This window comes from Sulfurovum sp. (genome assembly GCA_026990595.1).
In the GTDB taxonomy this organism is placed as follows: Bacteria; Campylobacterota; Campylobacteria; order Campylobacterales; family Sulfurovaceae; genus Sulfurovum.
Genome location: JALXCZ010000013.1, coordinates 1 through 23,142 on the forward strand (window position 1 = coordinate 1; position 23,142 = coordinate 23,142).

The 23,142-nt window shown below is 37.7% G+C and carries 19 protein-coding genes and 1 pseudogene; 6 read left to right on the forward strand and 14 right to left on the reverse strand.

Annotated elements, in window-relative coordinates; translation table 11 throughout:
* A pseudogene (locus tag MVE01_RS04130) lies at positions 1 to 209 on the reverse strand (YifB family Mg chelatase-like AAA ATPase); the annotation flags it as partial.
* A 119-nt stretch (positions 210 to 328) separates the two neighbouring features.
* Between MVE01_RS04130 and gdhA the strand changes: the two are divergent.
* Positions 329 to 1,681: an NADP-specific glutamate dehydrogenase gene (gdhA, locus tag MVE01_RS04135; protein WP_472560906.1), complete on the forward strand. Its 1,353-nt coding sequence runs from the start codon at positions 329 to 331 to the stop codon at positions 1,679 to 1,681.
* Here the strand turns inward: gdhA and def are convergent.
* From def to tig, 3 genes are all read right to left on the reverse strand, one after another.
* Entirely contained in the window at positions 1,678 to 2,208 is a 531-nt protein-coding gene (gene def, locus MVE01_RS04140; RefSeq protein WP_472560907.1) for a peptide deformylase, read from the reverse strand. The two genes, gdhA and def, sit on opposite strands and share 4 nt — an antisense overlap.
* 15 nt (positions 2,209 to 2,223) lie before the next feature.
* A complete protein-coding gene (clpP, locus tag MVE01_RS04145; RefSeq protein ID WP_472560908.1) occupies positions 2,224 to 2,811 on the reverse strand; it encodes an ATP-dependent Clp endopeptidase proteolytic subunit ClpP in 588 nt (195 codons plus the stop codon).
* Positions 2,812 to 2,963: 152 nt separating this feature from the next.
* Positions 2,964 to 4,253: a trigger factor gene (gene tig / locus MVE01_RS04150; protein WP_472560909.1), complete on the reverse strand. Its 1,290-nt coding sequence runs from the start codon at positions 4,251 to 4,253 to the stop codon at positions 2,964 to 2,966.
* A 90-nt stretch (positions 4,254 to 4,343) separates the two neighbouring features.
* Between tig and MVE01_RS04155 the strand changes: the two genes are divergently transcribed.
* Positions 4,344 to 5,297 (forward strand): A/G-specific adenine glycosylase, encoded by a 954-nt coding sequence (locus MVE01_RS04155; RefSeq protein WP_472560910.1) that lies wholly within the window; start codon positions 4,344 to 4,346, stop codon positions 5,295 to 5,297.
* Between the two features lie 14 nt (positions 5,298 to 5,311).
* Positions 5,312 to 5,890, forward strand: a complete 579-nt coding sequence (folE, locus tag MVE01_RS04160; protein WP_472560911.1) for a GTP cyclohydrolase I FolE — start codon at positions 5,312 to 5,314, stop codon at positions 5,888 to 5,890.
* 1 nt (position 5,891) lies between these two features.
* Here folE and MVE01_RS04165 read toward each other — a convergent pair whose 3' ends face one another.
* Positions 5,892 to 6,281, reverse strand: coding sequence for a SpoIIAA family protein (locus MVE01_RS04165; RefSeq protein WP_472560912.1), 390 nt, complete (start codon positions 6,279 to 6,281; stop codon positions 5,892 to 5,894).
* 214 nt (positions 6,282 to 6,495) lie between these two features.
* Between MVE01_RS04165 and MVE01_RS04170 the strand changes: the two genes are divergently transcribed.
* The 3 genes from MVE01_RS04170 to MVE01_RS04180 all read left to right on the forward strand — a co-directional run bounded on the left by MVE01_RS04170 (position 6,496) and on the right by MVE01_RS04180 (position 9,895).
* Positions 6,496 to 7,698 carry a NifS family cysteine desulfurase gene (locus MVE01_RS04170; RefSeq protein ID WP_472560913.1) on the forward strand — a complete coding sequence of 401 codons (1,203 nt, stop codon included), beginning with the start codon at positions 6,496 to 6,498 and terminating at the stop codon, positions 7,696 to 7,698.
* 53 nt (positions 7,699 to 7,751) lie between these two features.
* On the forward strand, positions 7,752 to 8,723 hold the full coding sequence (locus tag MVE01_RS04175; protein WP_472560914.1) for an iron-sulfur cluster assembly scaffold protein: 972 nt from the start codon (positions 7,752 to 7,754) through the stop codon (positions 8,721 to 8,723).
* Positions 8,724 to 8,809: 86 nt separating this feature from the next.
* Positions 8,810 to 9,895, forward strand: coding sequence for an Mrp/NBP35 family ATP-binding protein (locus tag MVE01_RS04180; RefSeq protein WP_472560915.1), 1,086 nt, complete (start codon positions 8,810 to 8,812; stop codon positions 9,893 to 9,895).
* An 18-nt stretch (positions 9,896 to 9,913) separates the two neighbouring features.
* Here MVE01_RS04180 and MVE01_RS04185 read toward each other — a convergent pair whose 3' ends face one another.
* The 9 genes from MVE01_RS04185 to dnaA all read right to left on the reverse strand — a co-directional run bounded on the left by MVE01_RS04185 (position 9,914) and on the right by dnaA (position 23,093).
* A complete protein-coding gene (locus MVE01_RS04185; RefSeq protein ID WP_472560916.1) occupies positions 9,914 to 10,480 on the reverse strand; it encodes a 4Fe-4S dicluster domain-containing protein in 567 nt (188 codons plus the stop codon).
* Positions 10,480 to 12,786, reverse strand: coding sequence for a molybdopterin-dependent oxidoreductase (locus MVE01_RS04190; RefSeq protein ID WP_472560917.1), 2,307 nt, complete (start codon positions 12,784 to 12,786; stop codon positions 10,480 to 10,482). The genes MVE01_RS04185 and MVE01_RS04190 overlap by 1 nt, the downstream gene beginning before the upstream one ends.
* A gap of 105 nt (positions 12,787 to 12,891) precedes the next feature.
* On the reverse strand, positions 12,892 to 14,085 hold the full coding sequence (nrfD, locus tag MVE01_RS04195) for an NrfD/PsrC family molybdoenzyme membrane anchor subunit (RefSeq protein WP_472560918.1): 1,194 nt from the start codon (positions 14,083 to 14,085) through the stop codon (positions 12,892 to 12,894).
* Positions 14,086 to 14,095: 10 nt separating this feature from the next.
* A complete protein-coding gene (locus MVE01_RS04200; protein WP_472560919.1) occupies positions 14,096 to 14,659 on the reverse strand; it encodes a 4Fe-4S dicluster domain-containing protein in 564 nt (187 codons plus the stop codon).
* A 2-nt stretch (positions 14,660 to 14,661) separates the two neighbouring features.
* Positions 14,662 to 17,070, reverse strand: a complete 2,409-nt coding sequence (locus MVE01_RS04205; RefSeq protein ID WP_472560920.1) for a molybdopterin-dependent oxidoreductase — start codon at positions 17,068 to 17,070, stop codon at positions 14,662 to 14,664.
* Positions 17,071 to 17,288: 218 nt separating this feature from the next.
* Positions 17,289 to 18,869, reverse strand: coding sequence for a single-stranded-DNA-specific exonuclease RecJ (gene recJ / locus MVE01_RS04210; RefSeq protein ID WP_472560921.1), 1,581 nt, complete (start codon positions 18,867 to 18,869; stop codon positions 17,289 to 17,291).
* Complete coding sequence (locus tag MVE01_RS04215) at positions 18,870 to 20,501, reverse strand: CTP synthase (RefSeq protein ID WP_472560922.1); 1,632 nt, start codon at positions 20,499 to 20,501, stop codon at positions 18,870 to 18,872.
* 16 nt (positions 20,502 to 20,517) lie between these two features.
* On the reverse strand, positions 20,518 to 21,585 hold the full coding sequence (dnaN, locus tag MVE01_RS04220; protein ID WP_472560923.1) for a DNA polymerase III subunit beta: 1,068 nt from the start codon (positions 21,583 to 21,585) through the stop codon (positions 20,518 to 20,520).
* Positions 21,586 to 21,758: 173 nt separating this feature from the next.
* Positions 21,759 to 23,093 (reverse strand): chromosomal replication initiator protein DnaA, encoded by a 1,335-nt coding sequence (dnaA, locus tag MVE01_RS04225; RefSeq protein WP_472560924.1) that lies wholly within the window; start codon positions 23,091 to 23,093, stop codon positions 21,759 to 21,761.
* Positions 23,094 to 23,142: the final 49 nt, after the last annotated feature.

A 23,142-nucleotide genomic window follows, 5' to 3' on the forward strand; every position in this document is an offset into this window, starting at 1 on the left:
TTTACACGTTCTTTTGCTTCCTGTATATCACTTGATGCCAGTCCAACAACAGTAAAACCCGGCAGACCTTTGGTAAAAGTAGCTTCTACTTCTATGACTTTTGCATTCACCCCTTCGAGTGTCGCACAGGTCAAACGGTTTACAGTCATCTCTTGTTTTACTTTTTGTTTCACTTTTGGTGGTGTACCACTATCTGTTTTTGCATTCATACTATAATCATGACACAGTTTTTTTATTTGATTCAAAAATATGTCAAATTGTCATATTTTCCAGAATCCGTACAGAGAAATCTTATATAATAATTATATAATAGATCATAGGAGAAAACATGGATCACATTGAACAAACTATTAAATTGGCAAGATCTACCAACTGTCAAGATGACAAAAATTTTTTTCAGGCACTTCAAGAAGTTTTAATTTCCATTAAACCACTAATTGCACAACATCCTGAGTATCTTGATCACAATATTCTTCAGCGTATTATTTATCCCAACAGAGAGATACGTTTTAAAATAGAATGGCTCAATGACAACAATCAAACCCAGGTCAATAACGGATACCGTATTCAATTTAACAATGCTCTGGGTCCCTACAAAGGAGGTGTACGCTTTCACCCTTCTGTAAATCCCGATATCCTAAAATTCCTCGCCTTTGAACAGATCTTTAAAAATGCTATTACCGGACTGCATATAGGAGGAGCGAAGGGCGGTTCTGACTTTGACCCTAAAGGCAAAAGTGACAAGGAGATCATGAAATTTTGTCAAGCTTTTATGACATCTTTTTATAACTCTGTAGGCTCCGATGTCGATATATTGGGCGGAGATATCGGTGTGGGAGAACGTGAAGTGGGTTATCTTTTTGGACAATATAAAATACTGACAAACACGTATGGCAGCATTATTACTTCTAAGCCTCTCTCTCTTGGAGGAAGCCAAGGGCGTTCTTCTGCTACAGGTTTTGGGCTTATTTATTTTACACAAAAGCTGCTTGAAGACCAAAATGAGACACTCAAAGGCAAGATCTGCACAATCAGCGGCAGCGGGAACGTTGCCATACATGCAATAGAAAAACTTTATGAAATGGGTGCTGTTCCGGTCACCTGCTCTGACTCCAGAGGAGCTATCCATGACAGTAACGGGATTGATCTTGAACTGCTTAAAAAGATCAAACTTGAAAGACGGGCATCTTTGGAATATTATGCTATAGAGAGAAAAAATGCTACCTATATTAAGAGGGAGAACTATGATGAGGGGAGCAACTATGTCTGGGAGGTTCCCTGTTTTGCAGCATTCCCCTGTGCTACACAAAATGAGTTAGGCAAGAAATGTGCACAAACGCTTATAGATAATGATGTAAAGATCATCGCAGAAGGTGCCAATATGCCTACAATGCCTGATGCCATTGACCTTTTTGTTAAACATAATATTATCTTTGCGCCGGCTAAAGCGGCCAATGCAGGGGGTGTAGCAGTCAGTGTACTGGAGATGAGCCAAAATAATTCACTTAACTACTTCTCTGCAGAGGAAGTAGATAAGAAGCTGCAAAATATCATGTCCAATATCTACATACATATTAAAAAGACATGTGATGAATATGATCTGGGCATGGATCTTATCTCAGGAGCCAATATCTTAGGCTTTAAACGCGTTGCAGATGCAATGATCGCTCAGGGAGTTTAAACAACTCCCTCCTTAAGCTTTCTTTTCCACTCTTTTTCAAATTTTTTCCGTTTGATATAAGAGAGTTTTTCTATAAAAACTTTACCTTCAAGATGATCTATCTCATGCTGCATTGCAATAGCTAGGAAATCATCATCTTCTATCGTTTCTTTATTTCCATCTCTGTCATAGTATTCTACTCTCACATGCTTGGCACGCTCTATATCTTCATAAAACCCCGGTATAGAGAGACAACCTTCCTGAAACTTCTCTTTTCCATCTGCCTCAATGATCACAGGATTAATCATTTCAAGCGTATTCTCCTTGGGTTGACTCTCATTGCCCTCTTTCTCTTCAAGCGGAATATTGATGATCAAGGCTCTCAAATCTACTCCTACCTGAATCGCAGCAAGTCCTACACCGTTCTTGGCGATCATTGTATCGTACATGTCATCCAGCAGATCATGCAATGCACCGTCAAAAGATACTACCTCTTTTGAAATAAGTTTCAGTCTTCTGTCAGGATAGACAACAATTTCTCTAAGCATTCTTTTCTATCCTATTTATGAAAAACTTTTCGTTAATACTTTATCAATAAGACCATATTCAACAGCTTCCTTGGAAGACATAAAGTTATCACGCTCTGTATCTTTCTCTATCTGCTTTGGCTTTTTCCCAGTCTTCTCCGCCAAGATCTCATTGAGTGTATCTTTGAGTCTTTGTATCTCCTGAGCCTGTATCTGGATGTCAGTTGACTGTCCCTGTGCTCCACCTGAAGGCTGATGGATCATAATACGGGCATGAGGCAGGGCATAGCGCTTTCCTTTTGTACCTGAAGCTAACAAAAATGCACCCATAGAGGCTGCCTGCCCGATGCAGATTGTTACAATATCAGGCTTAATGTAATTCATTGTATCGAACATAGAAAGTCCAGAAGTGATCACTCCACCCGGTGAATTGATATAGAAATAAATATCTTTATCGGGATCCTGTGCCTCAAGGAACAGCATCTGTGCCACAATGGATGAAGCTACCTGGTCATTCACCTCTCCACTCAGCATAATGATACGGTCTTTCAAAAGACGTGAATAGATATCGTAAGATCTTTCACCTCTGCCTGTCTGCTCTACAACATATGGAATATAACTCATAATCTGCCTTTGTTAGTATATAGAACCCTCTGAATAACCTAAGTATTCACAAAGTGTTCTATAGTTAAATAGATTGTCAAAATCAACCCAAATATACATTAAAATAGTTAACAAGCGGCAATACCTGCTACCTGTTATTCACGCTTTGCTATCTAACTGTCAAGCCCTAAAAGTTTACCGAAAAGTTTATCTTCTATCATTCCCATTTTTACTGCTGGGAGAAGATTGTTCTCTTGATAATACTTGATCACCTGCTGCGGATCTTGTCCACTCATCATTGCTTCATAGTAGATTGCCTGAGAGACTTCCTGATCATCCACATTGATTGCTTCTTTTTTCGCCAATGCATCTACGATAAAGGTTGCTTTAACTGAATTCTCCGCCTCTTCTCTTACCTCATCACGAAGTGCTTCTACCTTTTCAGGATTCTCTTGATATACCTTAAGTTCTTCTTCTTTCATCTCTCTTGCTTTGGCATTGATCTTTGCATCGATCTCCTGTTCAACAATATTATGTGGCAATGCAAAGTCAAAATGTTTTACCAAAGCTTCAATCAGTTCGGGTTTTAACTTTTCATTATAGACTTTTGAAGTCTTCTCTGAAACGATCTGCTCTTTGAGCTTCTCTTTAAGTGTATCAAGTGTTGCCTTTTCATCAGAAAGAAGTTTTTGTGCCAATGCATCATCAAGCTCAGCCTCTTTTTGCTCCTGGATCTCATGAAGTGTTACTTTGAATGTTGCCTCTTTCCCTGCAAGATCCGCTGACTGATACTCTTTGGGGAATGTGACGACTACATCTTTTTGCTCATCATATTTCATACCGATGATCTGCTCTTCAAACCCAGGGATGAACTGTCCCGAACCGATCTTAAGGTTGAATTTTTCGGCTTTCCCACCATCAAATGCTACACCGTCCACAAAACCTTCAAAATCAATCAGTGTCATATCACCATCTTTTACTGCTCTTTTTCTTTTTATCTTCTCAAATGGTGCATTTTGTGAAGCAATTTCTTTAAGCTTTTCATCCACTTCTTTTGCTGTAGCTGTCGGTTTTTTAAATGTTGGAACTGCCTTCTCATACCCTTCTGCCTTCACATCCGGTCTTAAAGAGAGTTCAAGTTCTACTTCGATCTTATCCTCTTTTTTATCATACTTCTTAAAGATAGGCTCACCAATGATGTCTGCAGCATTGATTCCTGCTTCAGCAATTCCCATATCCATAAGTGCTTTAAGTGCTTCAGACTCTGCATCCTGTCTCAGTTTGTCGCCATGAAGTTTCTTGACAATATGTGGAGGTACTTTACCCTGCCTGAACCCGTCTACTTTCATCTGTTTCCCGGCTTCACGTGCCAATCTATCAATATTTGCTTCAATTACACTGTTCTCAACAGCCCCACTTACCAATATATTGGCATCATCAATTTTCTTTACTGTAACTTTCACTACAATCCTTTGTATGTTTATAATTCCGTGATTTTATCTAAAATTTAATAAGAAACGAATATTAAGTAAAAATATGGATATAATCCGCCTATGAAACAAACCCATCAACTTATCCAAAAATGGTATAAAGATCACGGAAGAGTTGATCTTCCATGGCGTACGACTAATGATCCCTATCACATTTATCTGAGTGAAGTTATGCTTCAGCAGACACAAGTCAAGACAGTCCTTGAACGTTATTATTTTCCTTTTTTAAAAAAGTTTCCTACCCTAAAAAAATTAGGGAATGCACCACTGGATGATGTATTAAAAATGTGGGAAGGTCTGGGATACTATAATCGCGCTAAAAACTTACATAAAACTGCGGGAGCGGTAAATGAATTACCTTCGGATATAGACGCATTGATCAAGCTCCCTGGTATAGGAAAAAATACTGCCCATGCAGTCGCAACATTTGCATTCAAAAAACCTGTACCCATTATGGAAGCCAATGTGAAGCGTATCCTCTGTCGTCTGAATAAACTTAAAACACCTACAGACAAAACACTTTGGGAAATAGCCTATAATTTAGTAGATAAAGAAAATCCTTTTGAGTACAATCAGGCTATGATGGACTTAGGCGCTATCCTTTGTACGCCAAAAGATCCACGGTGCAAAGTTTGTCCTCTATGTGATATTTGTCAAGGAAAAGATGAGCCTACGCTCTACCCTAGGAAGAAAAAGCATGTGGTATCTACACGTGAACAGAATATTATGATTTCAGTTTATAATGACAAACTCTCCCTCACGCAGAGAAGCGGCAAATTTCTCCATGGGCTCTGGGGATTTCCTTCTCTTGATGTACCCCTGTGTGCTTCAGAGTACATTGGTGATGTATCCCATGCCTATACACATTTTAAACTAAAGTGTAAAGTCTACGTCTATAATGCGCCTAACAAGAAAGAAGAACACTATTTTACTATAGCACAGATACAAAAGCTGGCTATCTCAAAAGTGGATGATAAAATAGTTAAATTGTATTTAGATACAATACAGACATATTAATATTGGAATTGATGATGAACAAAAAAGAAGAATTTAAACAAGCTGTCACAAAAATACTGGAACTTCTAGGGGAGGATCCTAAGCGCGAAGGACTCATTAAAACACCAAGCCGTGTAGCCAAAGCACTACAGTTTCTTACAGAGGGGTATGACCAAGACCCTGAAGAGATACTCAATCAGGCACTTTTTACCACCTCTAACGATGAGATGGTCTTGGTACGTGACATAGAATTTTACTCAATGTGTGAACACCATATGCTGCCCATCATCGGGCGTGTACATGTGGCGTACATCCCAGATGGTAAAGTCGTAGGACTTTCTAAAATTCCTCGTATTGTCAATGTCTATGCCAGACGCCTGCAGATACAAGAGCAGATGACCGAACAGATAGCCGATGCTATTTTAGGAACCATCAGACCTAAAGGGGTTGCCGTAGTAGTACATGCCCGCCATATGTGTATGGAAATGAGAGGAGTACAGAAGATCAACTCTACGACGGTCAGTTCTGCCCTTCGCGGACTCTTTAAAAGTGATGAGCGTACCAGAAGTGAGTTCTACAACCTCATCAATACCCCTACTCCTTCCAATTTCTAAACTATTGTTTCAGCAACCAGGAGAGGGCTTTTTCTCTCTCTTTAAAGAATTTTGATTTCCCTTTCATCAGGTGACTCATCATTTTTACAGAAAGCTCTTCCCATTTTTTATTACCGACAATAGCCATTTTATCAAACGCATTACGATGCTTAAGTCCAAATTTCATATCATCCCAGCCTGCCAAAAGTTCCCAGCCTGTAAAATCTCTCATATCTACCAAGAGATCAACTTCCAGTCCTTTTGCTTCTTTCAGAGCTTTATCGATCATCGGAACAAAAGTCTTATAATCCTCATGTGTCAACTTCCCGAGCATAGAGAGTTCTACAAACACTTTTTTTTTCGTTCTTTTGATAGCAATACTTATTCCATGTTCTTTTATTGTTTTTGCCATAGTGTATCCTTTTATTTAAATATATATACTTTACTATTATAGCACAGTCAGAGCTTGGCACAAATCAAGTGAACATAATCTAACTAGGAGTATAATTCTCCTCTTTATAAATCTGTTTTTATGTTAGTTTAAGAAAAACTCCGTATTATGCAGAAAACTAATTAGGACTAAATATCTCTTAATTAAAAATGAAACTCGTTCTCAAAGGAAAAACATGAACGTCTATTTAGACAATAATGCAACCACCATTGTTGACCCGCAGGTTTTTGCAGAGATGGAACCCTATTTTGTACAAAAATACGGTAACCCGAACTCCCTGCACTCCTATGCCAGCGATACACACCCCGGACTGAAAACTGCCATGGAAAAAATTTATGCAGGGATACATGCACCCAAAGAGGACTCTGTGGTCATTACATCATGTGCTACAGAGAGCAACAACTGGGTACTTAAAAGTATTTACTTTCAGTATATTCTTACAGGTAGAAAAAACCATATTATGGTCTCTGAAGTAGAGCATCCTTCGGTCATAGCCACTGCAAAATTCATAGAAAGTTTGGGATGCAGGGTCACCTACCTTCCTATTAACAGTGAAGGGATCGTTGAGGCAGAAACCGTAAGAGACAATATGACAGAAAAAACTGCTTTGGTTTCCGTGATGTGGGCAAACAATGAGACCGGTGCCATCTTCCCTGTCGAGGAGATAGGAGCGATCTGTGCAGAGCATAATGTCCTTTTTCATACCGATGCTGTACAGGCTATTGGAAAGATCCCTGTAGATGTACAACAATTTAATGTCGACTATCTTACATTCTCTGCCCATAAATTCCATGGACCCAAAGGGGTAGGTGCTCTTTACATCAAAAAAGGTAAAGAGCTTACTCCTTTGCTTCATGGTGGTTCACAAATGGGTGGATACCGTTCTGGTACACTCAATGTTGCTGGTATTGTAGGCATGGGAAAAGCCATGGAGGCTGCCGTAGATGCACTCGATTATGAGATGACAGAGATCAGAGAGATCAGAGATGCTTTTGAAGATGAGCTACTCAAAATAGAAGATACTTTTGTAGTTACACCTAGAGAAAAAAGAACCCCCAATACCATTTTGATCTCATTTAGAGGGATCGAGGGCGAATCTATGCTATGGGATCTTAATCGTGCAGGAATCGCTGCGAGTACAGGATCTGCCTGTGCCAGCGAGGAACTGGAAGCAAACTCTGTCATGGAAGCCATCGGTGCAGCGGAAGACCTGGCACACACAGCCATACGTTTTTCACTCAGCCGATATACCACAGAGGAAGAATTGGAGTACACATTGAAAGTAGTAAAAGCTGCGGTTATAAGACTTAGAGGTATCTCCAGTTCTTATGCCTATGCTCCAGAAGGTCATGAAAGTGGATTAGACGCTCACCATTAATAAGGGCAACCCCCACATACATATGCTAGAAATATACAACACAAAGGAAAGTTATGGGAATGGATAGTTTAATAGGCGGTACCATCTGGGATGAGTACAGCCAAAAAGTAACCGATTTGATGAATAACCCGCAAAATATGGGTGAGATTACGGAAGAACAGGCCAAAGAGATGGGCGCCACACTCATTGTCGCTGATTTTGGTGCGGAGAGTTGTGGAGATGCCGTAAGACTCTACTGGGCAGTTGATCCTAAAACCGATAAAATTTTAGAGTCTAAATTTAAAAGCTTTGGATGCGGTACCGCTATCGCAAGTTCAGACACTATGGCAGAGCTTTGTAAAGGCAAAACTGTCGATGAAGCAGTAAAGATCACCAACATCGATGTAGAAAAAGCGATGCGTGATACACCGGACACCCCTGCTGTGCCGCCACAGAAAATGCACTGTTCAGTGATGGCATATGATGTCATCAAAAAAGCAGCAGCACAATACAAAGGTGTGGATATGGAAAGCTTTGAAGAGGAGATCATTGTCTGTGAATGTGCCCGTGTTTCTCTCTCTACACTGAGAGAGGTAATCCGTCTGAATGACCTTACAACGGTTGAACAGATCACTGACTACACCAAAGCCGGTGCTTTTTGTAAATCATGTATCCGCCCTGGAGGACATGAAGAGAAAGATATCTATCTAGTCGATCTTCTTGAAGAGTATGAAAAAGAGAAAATAGCAACGGCGGCAGATGCCTCTGCTTCAGGAGAAAATTTGGATTTTGCTCAAATGACCGTTGTTCAGAAACTCAAGACTGTAGACAAAGTGATCGATGAAAATATCCGTCAAATGCTTATTATGGACGGTGGAGATATGGAGATTTTAGACATTAAAGAAAATGGACAGCATATCGATATATATATAAGATATTTAGGTGCCTGTAACGGCTGTGCCAGCTCAAGTACTGGTACACTTTTTGCTATCGAAAACATTCTCAAAGAAAAAATTGATGAGAACATCAGAGTATTACCTATCTAATTTCCAAAGGGCGTATAGATGATCACCTATACGCCCTCTTTTATAAACAATCTTTTACAGGACTATAATATGAAAGGCTATCACTTATGGTAAATAAAGAACAAATTCAGGAAAAACTTACTCAGGTTATTTACCCCGGATTTAAAAAAAATATTGTTGATTTTGGTTTTATACAGGAGATCACTGTACAAAACAGCGTGGTTTCCATCCTTTTGGACATCCCTTCTGCTGCGCCGGAAATAGAGACCCAACTTCGTGAAGAAATCAGCAAACGGCTCTCGTTTTTAGGGGACATTAGGATAGAACTTTCCATTACAAAACCAAAAATGCCAAGAGAAACCAGTTCTAACGGCAAAAATGTACTGCCAAATATTCAAAATTTTGTCATGGTAAGCTCTGGAAAGGGTGGCGTAGGAAAATCAACAACTACAGTCAACCTTGCTATTGCACTTGCACAGCAGGGCAAACGTGTAGGACTTCTGGATGCCGATATTTATGGACCAAATATTCCCAGAATGATGGGGATAGAGGGTGAACAGCCTGTTTTTCTTGGAAAAACAATCAAACCGATTTTGGCACACAATGTTAAAGTAATGTCCATTGGTTCCTTAGTAGAAAGAGGTGCCTCACTCATCTGGAAAGGAGCCATGGTCACACAGGCGATAGAGCAAATGCTTGAAGATATCAAATGGGGTAGTCTGGATGTACTGCTTTTTGATATGCCTCCCGGTACGGGGGATGCCCAGCTTGCATTGGCACAAAGCCTTCCTGTTACGTCCGGTGTCTGTGTCACTACCCCTCAGAAAGTAGCACTGGACGATACCATTCGCAGTATGGATATGTTTACACAGCTACATATTCCTATTGCCGGTATCGTAGAGAACATGAGTGGATTCATTTGCCCTGACAGCGGTAAAGAATACGATATTTTCGGCAAAGGAACCACGCAGCCTCTTGCAGATGCCTACCAGACAGAAGTCTTGGGAGAAGTACCCATAGAACCTGCCATAAGAGAGGGAGGAGACAGCGGTCTGCCTATTATGGTTTTAGCTCCAAAGTGTGAAACATCCAAACGCTACCAGGATATGGCCAATAAACTTTGGAAAAAACTGCTTGAAGTCAATGAAGAGGGTGGAGTCAATAACGAAACCATCCAACCTACTATTTTTTAATGCATATTCTGGGGTTAACTATTTCAAATAAAAAAGTTTCGGTTTTGTTCCTGCTTCAGGCTTGAGGGTAAAATGTTCCCTCTCTTTTAGCACTTTGCTAATTTCACTGTTTTCATCATCCAGATCACCAAAATAGCGTAATTTGGCAGGACAGGTGATTTGACAGGCAGTAGTAGTTTCCCCTCGTGCCAGTCGGGTGTCAGCACAAAAGATACATTTGTCTGTTACATGGTTTTTCTCATCCACATACCGCGCATCGTAAGGACATGCCTCCATGCAGGCTCGGGTAAGGTCACATTTATCCTGATGTAATCGTACAATCCCGTTTTCATCCACATAGATCGCACCATTTGGACATGCTTTCAAACAAGGAGCATCCTGACATTCTTGACATTGCATCTGCATAAAAGAGATTTCACTTCTATCTAAATCCCAAAAATCCCCTTTAACCAAGGCATCTTCCTGAATCCAGAGTCTGTGATTTTTAGCCCCTAGATCTATACCATTCTCCTCTTTACAAGCCACTTCACACGCGTGACAGTTAATGCAGAGCTTATAATCAAAAGCCATTCCGTAATTTGCCATCAAAGTTTCCTTATCGTCACATTTGTTTCATGCATTGTTGCACAACCGTATATTTTTTCAAATTTATCTTCAAGTATCATATTGTCACTTGCTCCCTTGCCGAAAGCATGGGTCATTTCTCTGGCGTGTATGCCAAAACCATGAGAGAGCCAAAGAACCTGTGGTGCTATTTTATTGGTAGGATAGGCTTTAATCACAATACTCGAAACACTGCTCATGACAGCCACACTGTCGCCGAGTTTAATACCTAGACTATCCGCAACATCATTATTGATCCAAAGATAGTTCTCTTCCTGAAAATCTTTTAGCATCTCATTATTGGCTGTTGCACTTTGTGTTGTGGTAACATATCGTCCCGTGATCACCCTAAATGCCTCTTTGGGAACTTTGAAATCATAATGATCATTCCAGGCTGGTATAGGATCAAATCCATGTTTTTCCAACTTTTTTAGATAACAATGAACTTTATAGTTTCTCTCAACAGTATAGTGTCGTTTCTCTTTTGGATAGTATTCATAATAGTTATTAAAAATCTCTTTTTGTGTATCAATGTAAGGATGCCAGACACCTCGTTTTTTCAATGAATCATACACTTTTTTCCCAAATTGTGCTGTAATTAATTTTTTATTCCGCGTTGTAATATCATACTTATAGAGTTCAGTCATATTATAGCCGCCTTCTGTAAAAGCTTTTTCCTTACCATAATTTTTTATACTCTCCTGCAGGTCTGCATCATGTTTTGCACTTACTTTGAAAAGTGGTACAGAAAGTTTCTTTCCTAAGCCTTTCAGGATATCCTGCATACTTTTACTTTCGTACATCGGTTTTATGGCCTGATTACGTAAAGCCAGTGAAGGTTCAAGACGGTTGAAACTCACCACCATATCTTCTCGTTCCAAAAAGGTACACTCTGGTAAAATGACATCTGCCATAACAGCTGTGTCACTTGGCATGGTATCTAGTACAACTACCAGATCCATCATATTGAGCATTTTTTTTGTCTTTTCAATATTCGGCATATTTTGCATAAGATTATGTTTGCGAATAAACATAGCTTTCACAGGATAGGGGGAAGTATTGGTAACAATTTTTTCTCTGAAATTTAACCAGCTGCCTCCTTTTTGGGAACCATATACAATACCATCCAAATCAAATCTGTCTACTGTGTTACTATAGAGTGGTTCATTGATCTCTTCTTCGTGAAGATGAAAGGGTTTACCAAAGATGATCCCACCCTTACGGTTAATACTGCCTGCCAAAGCATTAATAAGTACCATTGCCCGCCTAAACTGGAAATCATTTTGGCTCCAAACACTTCTTCTTCCCAAATAGTAAAGTGGATGGGAAGCGGCAAAGAATTCTTTGGTAATACGCTTAATTCTTTCTGCAGGAATATGTGTTTTTGATTCAGCCCATTTTGCAGTGTATTTTTTAGAAAGAATATGTTTTTTGAGTTTGTCAAAATCTTTGAAATATGTTTTAACATAGGCTTTGTCATACAATTCATCTTTAATAGCGATATATATCATACTCAGACAAAAAGCCAGATCGGTTCCCGGATTGACAGGAAGGTATTCATCTGCTTTTATGGCAGTCATCGTACATCTCGGATCAAGAACAACCAGTTTTTGTTTTGCATGAAGCATATCTACACTGTCCGGAGTAATGAGTGATTCGTATCTATTCGCACCGCTGATAATCATATAATCACTACCGGCAACATCCATCTCTCCCACATCACCAATAGTAAGTTGCGTTGCTCCTAGCTTGGTATTGAGGCAGATGCTTCCTTCATCCAAAAAGTTGGCACTCCCCAGTTTCGAGCCGAAAAATTTAATATATTCATCTTTATTAAATCCTTCACCGTTACAGTAAGCTACGGTAGAACGGTTATCTTTTTCTTCATCTATAATCTTGACAAGTTTATCTTTGATATATTCGTAAGCTTCATCCCATGTGACACGCCTGTACCGTCCATCCCCTCTTTTCCCCATTCTTATAAGCGGATATTTGAGTCTGTCTTTATCATACACTGCCTGTATAGCGGCGTTCCCTTTGGGGCATAGCATATTACGGCTTTTTGGAAAATAGTGGTTGGGGTTTAGTTTGGTAATAATATTCTCTTCGACGCGAGCAAATCCGGCACATTTATTTCGGCACATATTGCACAGGTAGGGTACATCTTCTGCATTTTTTTTAGATGTTTTGGTAGTAGCTAACGGCATTGCCATAGCAGAGCTTGCATAGACGCATAAAGAGACACTGCCCTGTAAAAATTTTCTTCTGGAAACTTCTATTTTTTTCATGAAAACATTATAGCAAAAAGTTTGAAATGCTCATAAAAAAAGAAGTCTAATGTGGAGATTTCCAACAAACATGTTACTGTTTGTTGGAAAATGGAAAAGTGGTTCTTAGTGACCCTCTTCCTCATCAAGATTAAAGGCTCTTGTTCCTACATAGTAAAGAAGGATACAAAGACCAAGACCACCAAGGGCAATCATAATTTCTGTAGCACTTGGAAAGTATTCAATCCACTCAGGTGGAAGCTGATACTCTGTTATTTTCATCATTTGAAGTGGTTTGACCTGTGTATCATGTACAAGGTTGTAGCGCATAAAGAAAATACCGACCATACCAATCAGTGATGCCCAAAACATTAAAACAGGACTCTTGCCAAAATCTTTCAAAATAACAGCCAACGGGATCAGCATTGCACAAATCACTTCTGTCCAAAATGCTCCCGTATGAAGCATATGATGTGCAACGTCTGCACGTGTTGGCATACCGCCGTACACATCAGTAAGCAGTTTCCATGTCATAAAGAAAATCAAAATGGAAATAAGCAATCCCTGAATCTTTGCAAGACCTTCCAAAAGTTTTTTAACCTTTTCATCTGAAAAGTTAAGTTTATATCTGAATCCCATAACAATGAAAGACAAATAAATTCCTGTAATGAATGCTGTTAGAATAAAGTATGTTGGATAATACACTCCATTAGAGATGGTTCTAGCATTCAAAAAACCAAAAACACCACCAAGGTTAGAGTGTGCGGCAAGACCTACAAGAAGGCCTGTCAGACCAAAGATTTTAGCTTTTTTCATATCGTTATTAAGCAGGAAATAAAACTCAATGATCATAAATGTCAGGTAAAGACCATACAGTGTACCCATCCACCAGATAGCTGATGTCAAGCCTGGGCTTATTACATTGTAAATCATCATTCTAACTGGGTGACCAATTTCAAATGCGATTACAGCAAACCCTGCCAAAATTGTAACAATCGAACCAAAAATTGCTCTTTTAGAAATCATTGTAAAGTCTTTAAAGCCGAATACATCTCCCAATGAGCCAACAATACAAAATCCCGTTGAGCTTACAACAAAGAAAATATATACAGCAATCAAGAGTCCCCATGGATGTTGTCTTGTAACACCATAAGCTTCATGCCCATGTACCAAATAATTGGCTACACCGATAACAAACATTGCCAACATTGCCAATGTTGCTACAGCAATTAACATATTTAGAGGAGTTTTTTCAAATCCCAAAATTGATTTTAATGAAAAATCTTCTTTTAGTGGAATATTTAATGGACCTATTTTCATTCTCTACTCCTTATGTTAGGTAAAATAATTTTGGATTAGTACCAAGGTGAGCTTTTAAACTAAAGTGTTCTCTTGTTCTAAGCAACTCGCTAATCTCGCTGTTTGGATCATCTAGATCACCAAATGTTCTTACTTTTGTCGGACAGGTATTTTGACAGGCTGTCGTTGTTTCACCACGAGCCAATCTTGTATCAGAACAAAAAGTACATTTATCTACTGTCATCGTTCTGTCATCCACATATCGTGCATCATAAGGACAGGCATTCATACAGTATGAACACAAAATACATTTCTCACTATCGACTCTTACCACATGATTTTCATCATAATAGGTTGCATGTGTTGGACATACTTCCTGACAGGGAGCATCCTCACATTGCTGACACTGACTTGGCAAAAATGCTGCTGAAGCAATATCTAAAAGGGGCCATTCACCTTTTGGATCGTTTCCTCCGACCCAAATACGATGTTTTTCTGCTCCAAGCTCTACACCATTCTCCTCTTTACATGCAACTTCACATGCTTTACAGTTAATACAGTTTTTATAATCTAACGCCATTCCATATCTAGCCATGATTATACCTTCCTTATTTCTACATTAGTTTCATGCATAACAGCAGCACCATATACTGGCTCAATCTTGTCTTCAATCAGCAATGCATCATTTGCACCATTTCCGTAAGCCATTTCCATCTCTTCACTACTTCCACCAAAACCATGAAGCATAAAAATTTGGTTTGGAGCAATTTTATTGGTAGGATATGCCATAATTGTTACTTTTCCTATACTACTTTTCACTTCCACTTTATCACCAAATTCAATGCTCATCTCTTCACATTTTTGATTATTGATCCAAATATAGTTGGTAGGGATAAGATCTCTAAGCATCATATTATTGGTTGTCCCACTCTGTGTAAATTGTGCGTGGCGACCAGTTACCAGTCTAAACTTACCTTCTGGCACAGAAAATGCCATATCATCATGCCATGTTGGCATAGGATCAACACCTTTTTTAGCCAGGTTCTTAAAGTTAACTACTACTTTAAGACTATCGCCTTTCACACTATAGTTTTTCTTACTCTCAGGATAATATTGAAATTCATTCGGATTAAGTTGTTGATGATATTTATCCATATTTGGATAAAACACACCTTTTTCTTCCAATGTTTCCCAAGCTTCTTTACCAAATGCTTTTACAATTTTTTCTTCATTTTGCTCATGTACCGGTTTTTCCCAAGGTTCAGCAAGGTCAAATCCATTCTCTTTATAGTATTTTTCAATCTCTTCAGTACTCATACCTTTAGTATCATCCTGAACATCTTCATCATATTTTTGAGTAATTTCCCAAAGTGGTTTAGAGAGTTTTTCTGCTAATTCTCTATAGATTTCTTCAGGTACTTTTGTTTCAAATAGAGGTTTAACAGCTGCTTTTCTCTGGACAATAGCCGGTTCTAAACCACCATAACTTGCTACAGGAGAAGTTCTTTCAAGATAAGAAGCTTCCGGCAAAACTACATCAGCAAACATAGTTGTGTCACTTGGGAGGATGTCAATCATTACATTTAGATCCATTTTTCTAAGAAATGCTTCAGTTTTTTTCGTATTTGGTACACCACTCATAGGATTATGTTTTCTCATAAACATTGCTCTTACAGGATATGGTGCTTTTCCTTCAAGTACCATATTTCTAAAGACGATCCATGAACCCGTTTTCGAAGCAGGAATAGCAATACCTTCTTTGTCAAATCGGGATTGGACCTGAGCATACAACGGTGCATTAATATCTTCTTTAGGTAATGCAAGTTTTTGTCCGTAAATAATCCCACCTTTTTTATCAAGATTTCCACTTAATCCTTGGAAAATTGCCATAGCACGTCTTAATTGAAAGTCATTTTTAGAAAAAACACTTCTTCTACCCTGATAGTAGATAGGAGATCTTGCTGCCATGAATTCTCTAGCTGTTTTAACAATCTCTTTTGCAGAAATATTAGTAAGTTTTGCAGCCCATTCCGGAGTATAGTTGTGAGATAGTATATGTTGTTTATAATCCTCAAAACCCTCCATATGTTTGGCGGCAAAATCTTTATCATACAACTCTTCTGTTAGCACTACATACGTTAATGCAAGAACAAAAGCCAAGTCAGTTCCAGGATTTACTGCGTACCATCTGTCAGCTTTTGCTGCCGTATTGGTAAATCTTGGGTCTAGTACAATAGTTTTTAATCCTCTACCTTTACTTCTTTTAAATAGATCCATAGTGTCTGGTGTAATAATTGCTTCTGCTCTGTTTGCACCTGCAATAATAAGATAATCTGCATTATTTAAGTCTGCTTCACCATACGTTCCAATAGTATTGACATATCCACCAAGTACAGTCTCAAGGCAGATACTGATCTCATCCACATAGTTTGGAGAACCGATTTTATCACCTACTAAAACTTCAAAACCTTCTTTTGAAAGACCTTCCCCGTTACAGTAACCAATAGTTGCACGGTTGTCTTTCTCTTCATCAAGAATCTGCTTAATACCTTTAAATTTATCTGTTCCATTTAAAATAGCATCATACGCCTCTTCCCAGGTAACTCTTTTATATTTTCCGTCACCTCTTTCACCAATTCTTACCATTGGATACTTTAGACGGTCTGGATCATACATAGTTTGAATCCCGGCATTTCCTCTTGCACAAAGCATATTCCTTGATTTTGGGAAATATGGATTTGGATTTAATTTGGTTACAATACCATCTTCAACTCTAGCAAATCCTGCACACTTGTTTACACATATACCACATAAATAAGGTACATCCTCCGCTTTCTTAGTACTTGTCTTTGTTGTAATTGTACTTGGTATGCCACTCTGTGATGGTTTATGCTCACTTGCTTCTTCACCAGAGAAAAGATTTGTAGTACTAACTGCTGATGCTCCAGCAATACTTAATGTTACACTACCCTGAAGAAATTTTCTTCTAGATACTTCAACCTGCATTAGGTACCCTCCTTCTATAAAAATTATTGCTTAATAAATAGGAGAAAAAGACTCCTATTTATAAGAATACGTTATATTCTATAGTAGTTAGACTTATATAAATATGATTTAAATCAAGAATTAACGTTTTTTATATAAAAATTCCAATATTTTTACGTCAAATTTATTATAATATAAATTTAACTAATATTAATTATAAATAGAGATAATAATAAATATTATTGAATGATTTTTTCTACTAGCATTTGTAAAGTCACATTCCCTCTAAAATTATTTTCATTCACTGTATAAATCACATCTACCTTTGAACCTACCTCATAGACATCACATGTTTTAAACTGTACTCCCGCCATAACAATGCCATCTTGCACAAAAGAAAATCGTAAATGCTCTCCCTTTTTTCCCATGCTACCTGCCTGAAGTATCTCAACGTTGCTGCTGATAAATTTAGGTCTAGGATTTCCCTGTCCATAGGGTTCATATTTTTTCACAAGATCTGTAAGTTCAAATGAAATATCTTTAAAATGGAGTTCTCCTATAATATCCCGGTCTGTTTCCTCTTTTATGTAGTTACCCTGCGTATAATTTTTCTGAAGTTGCTTTTTAAAGCATTCCAGATTCTCTGTTTTTAAAGACAAACCGATAGCAGCCTGATGTCCTCCAAACTTCTCCAAGCAGCTTCTACAGCTCTGTGTAATCCCAAAGAGATCACAGGAATCAAAGCTTCGTCCGCTTCCTTTAAGTATCCCTTTCCCATTATCAGAAAGTACTATACAGGCTTTCCCATAATGACGTGCTACTCTTGCAGCAACGATGCCTACCACACCTTCATGCCACGCTTCACCCTCTACTACAATGACTTTATCTTCAGGATTTGCCTGTATCAGTGCTTTGGCAGTGATCTCCTGCTCTGTGGCTTTACGTGCATTGTTAAAGTCTACCAAACGTTCCAGTCTTACTCTGGCATCATAGATATTCGTAGAAGCCAAAAATTCTACCGCATATTTCGCATCATCCATCCTCCCTGCACTATTGAGCAAAGGTGCTAGAAAAAAACCTATATCCTCAGCCCCCAGTGTCTCTTTTTGTGCATGTTCCAAAAAGGCTTTGATCGCTGGTCTGGTACTTTTATTCAATGCCTCTATTCCAGCATTTACCATAACTCTATTGATGTGCTGCAAGGGCATCATATCAGCGATGATGGCTATAGCTGTAAGTTCCATAAAAGGCATCATATTCATTTGAATACCCAATGCATTTTTAATAGATGCAATAAGATACCATGCTATCTGTGCACCGCAAACATCTGCATAGGGAAAGGTACACTCTTCCTGCTTTTGATCTATAATAGCATAACACTCAGGCACTTCAGGAGGAAGCAGATGATGGTCGGTAATAATCAGTTCTATCCCCTCTTCTTTGCAAAGCTTTGCTGCATAGACTGCTGAAATACCATTGTCTACCGTAATTGCTAAATCAGTACCTTTAATACGTGGAATAATATTCGCAGAAAGACCATAACCATCTTTAAATCTATTAGGAATAATCCACTCTATCTCATACGCTATCTCTTCAAAAAAAAGTCTCATAAGTGTGGTAGAAGTCACTCCATCAACATCATAGTCACCAATAATCGTTATTTTTTCTTTGTTTTCTATCGCTTGGACAATGCGTTCTGTTGCTCTGTCCATATCTTTAAAAGTAGAAGGATGGGGAAGATCTTTTAAAGAGAGAAAGCCCTCTTTAAAACGTAAAATTAAAATTTTTTCTAACGCTTCAAGCGTTATGATGGAGGACATTTACTTTTTATGTACCATAGATGCTTTGACAAAAGCTAAAATAGCAGGATTGACATTTTGCAATCTTGAAGTAAATTCAGGATGGAACTGTACACCGAGGAACCAGGGATGCTCTTTTACTTCCACTGCTTCTATAAGACCATGGGATTCACCGGTAATATCCATACCTTTTGCTTCCAAGACTTCTCTATATTTCGGATTTGCTTCATAACGGTGTCTGTGTCTTTCATAAATTACCGGTGCATCATAGGCAGCTCTAAGATTTGAACCCTCTTTAGTCTCACACTCATACTCTCCAAGCCTCAGTGTTCCACCCATAGGTGAAGTGGTTGTACGTATCTGTTTTGCTCCGCCTGCATCAATGAATTCATCAATAAGATAGATTAATGGATCAGGTGTATTTTTATTGAATTCTACAGAATTTGCTTCTTTAAGCCCCAATACATTTCTGGCATATTCTATCATAGAGAGTTGCATACCCAGACAAATACCGAGGAATGGTATTTTATTCTCTCTTGCATACTGGATCGCTTCTATTTTACCCTCTACCCCACGTTCACCAAAACCGCCGGCAACCAAAATACCATCACAGTCATTAAGGTATTTTCCTGCCCCGTCATCTTCAACTTTTTCAGAGTCAACCCATTTAATATTGACTCTGCTATCAAGATGTGCACCTGCATGGATCAGTGCTTCAGTCAGTGATTTGTAAGACTCTTTAAGATCAAGATATTTACCTACAAAGGCTATTTTTACTTCATCATTTGGCATAATGATCTTATGTACAAGATCGGTCCATTCATCCATTTTAGGTTGACAATTTTCAAGATCCAGCTGTTTACAGATCGGTGTAAGAATATCCTGCCTTAAAAAATTCAGCGGTACCTGATAGATTGTAGAAGCATCTTCAGCAACGATCACTGACTCTTCATCTACATCACAACTGTAAGCGATCTTTCTCTTGATCTCATTGGAAACGGGTACTTCTGCTCTAAGTACCAGCATATGGGGAGCAATACCAATACGTCTAAGTTCCTGTACAGAGTGTTGTGTCGGTTTAGTTTTAAGTTCTCCGGCAGCTTTAATATAAGGAAGCAGTGTTACATGGACATTCATTACACGAGAACGACCCAATTCATGCTTTATCTGTCTAATCGTTTCAAGGAAAGGAAGCCCTTCAATATCTCCTGTAGTTCCACCTAATTCTACAATGAGAATATCTTTTCCCTCACCTGCGCGAAAAATTCGTTCTTTGATCTCATTGACAATATGCGGTACAACTTGAATCGTTTTACCAAGATACTTTCCTTTACGCTCATTTTCAATGACTGTTTTATAGACAAGTCCTGTTGTAAAGTTATTGTTTTGTGTTAAAGAGGTATCTAAAAATCTTTCATAATGTCCCAGATCCAGATCGGTTTCAGCCCCATCTTTGGTAACAAATACCTCTCCGTGTTCCAAAGGAGACATTGTTCCAGGATCTACGTTTATATACGGATCAAGTTTTAGAACACCAACTCTTTGACCCGTATGCTTTAACAATGTACCTATACTTGCAGCAGTAATCCCTTTTCCTAAGGAACTAAGAACACCGCCTGTAACAAAAATATATTTTGTCTGTTTTTCACTCATAAACACTTTTTCCTTTTTATGCAACTATTGGCATAATGATTGTAATAAAATTATCGTCTTTTACAATAAACGGTAAACTTGGTTCATTAAATTCTATAGTAAATTCATTTTTATCAATTTGTGAAATAAAATCTAAAATATATTTACTGTTAAAACGTAATTCAAATTTTTCATTCAGACCTGTATTGATTTCCAATTCTGTTTTTGCTTCAACATTATCTGCACTTAAAGAGTTAAAAATAATAACATCAGACAATAGTGTCATTTTGATCTCTTGGGAAATAGTTGTGATCATTTTAATAGCATCAATCATCTCTTTTTTAGGTAAAACGATTTGATGTTTTGTTGAATTTGGTACGATTCTCTGATAATCAGGAAATTTTCCATTGATCAGTCTGGTATAGAAAAAATAGTTTTCATTGGAGATAATTAAATTGGTTTCATCAAAGAAAATATCTATCTGATCCAAGAAGAGTTTTTGTATTTCCAAAATAGCTTTTTTAGGTACGATCAAAGAGAGTGCTTCGGCATTGTTTCCAGGTATAGATGCTATTGCCAATCTTCTGGTATCTGTACCGACAAGATCTGTTGAATCATTTTTGATATTGATAAGTGCACCATTAAGTTCAAATTTTGGATTATTTGTATCAATGGCAGGTGATATTTTTTTAAGATTTTGAATAAGACTTAAAGAATTCAATGTGATCTGCGGTTTATTTTCTACAGTTGGGAAATTAGGATAAGAATTAGGGTCAAAGGTAGGTAATTTGAATTTAGAATGTTTTTGTTTCACAATTAGTGTATTATCTAAAAGTTCTAAAATAATTTCATCATCTTTTAAAATACGAATAATATCAAGCAGTTTTTTACCGTTTGCAGTAAAAGAACCTTCTGACTCAATCATAATATGATCTGTAACAATTTTAAGACCGATCTCTCCATCTGTCGCTTTTACAATACATTTACCATTCTGTGAGTTAAACAGTATATGTGATGTAATTTGACTTGCATCTTTTTTTTCTAAAAAAGGTTGTAAATTGATGAGTATTGATTCAATGATCTGTTTTGGTGCTCTTATCTTCATAGACTCCCCTTATTTTTAATAATATTAGTAGATAGTAGTAGTTTGACATGAAAGTGTGAAAAACTACTCTATTGCTTATTTTACCGTTGTTTGACGGAATGTATAACTCTCTTTGTATATTCACATTTTTTCACTTTTAAAATTATATCTTTTTTTTATTCAAGTTTTATAAGTTAATTCTCAAGATTTTGGGTATCGGTATGAATTTTATTTGAGAGCTCTTCCAACAGTACTTTAAAATTTTCATCGTTGTCAATGATCTCATTGATCTTTTTCATGGCATGAGAAATAGCTGTATGGTCTTTCATACCGAAATAAAGAGCAATTTGAGGCATGGAATTAGGGGTGAGATTTCGTGCCAGATAGATAGCTGTTCTTCTAGCATTGACAACATTTTTAGTACGTTTTTTAGATTTAATATCAGAAGGTTTGATATTGAGTTCACGAGAGACGATCTTGACAATATCATCTATGGTGATATTCTCCTTTTTTTCTTTAAGTTGATCTTTAATAGCATTTTGTGCAAAATCCAGAGTAATCTCCTGTCCAAGCATGGAACTTAAAGCATTTAGTTTAATAATCGTACCTTCGATCTCACGAATATTATCACCCATATGAGTAGCAATGAAATTAATGACTTCAGAGGTGAGTTTAATACCGTCAAGTTCACATTTCTTTTGAATAATTGCGATTTTTGTTTCAAGTCCCGGTGGTTGAATGTCTGCCATGAGTCCCCATTCAAATCGTGTGCGAAGCCTGTCTACAAGTCCTGCTATCTTATTGGGTGCACGATCAGCAGTAATGACAATTTGTTTATTGGTATTGTAAAGTTCATTAAATGTATGAAAAAATTCTTCTTGCGTCTGTTCTTTACGGCTTAAAAATTGTATATCATCTATAAGCAATAAGTCACATTCTCTGAATTTATCTCTAAATCTATCCATGGTTTGTGCACGTAAATGAGAGGTAAAAGAGTTCATAAACTGTTCAAGTGTGGTATAAATAACAGTTTTTCCCAGATCTATATGATAATTACCTATGGCTTGAAGAAGATGCGTTTTTCCTAACCCTACACCGCCATAAATAAAAAGAGGATTGTATTGAAGACCTGGTTTTTCTGCAACAGATTTTGCTGTAGTATAGGCAAATTGATTGGAATCTCCGACAATAAAACTGTCAAAGGTTAAAGAAGGGTTTAAATAGGTACTTTTAGAACTGCTTTTTTCACTGTTTTGTTTTGTGACTGTAATAGGTGTCTGTTTGGTCTGTTTTCCTACAGTGATCTCTATTTCAGGTTTTACTTCATTCTGTAGTTCAAAAAGATGTATGAGCTTATCGGTATATTTTGTTTTTACCCATTTGGCTATGATCATATTTGGTGCATTGTAATAGACAATATTGCTACGAGATCGTTTGGTGTCATAAACCAGTTTTTTGATGTAGCGCTCATACTCTGTCTCACTGATCTCTTTTTTGAGTTCAAAAAGTATTTTTTGTCCAATATTCATCCTGTTTTATCCTTGATATTTTTAAATGTGTGAATAGATTTTCACATTT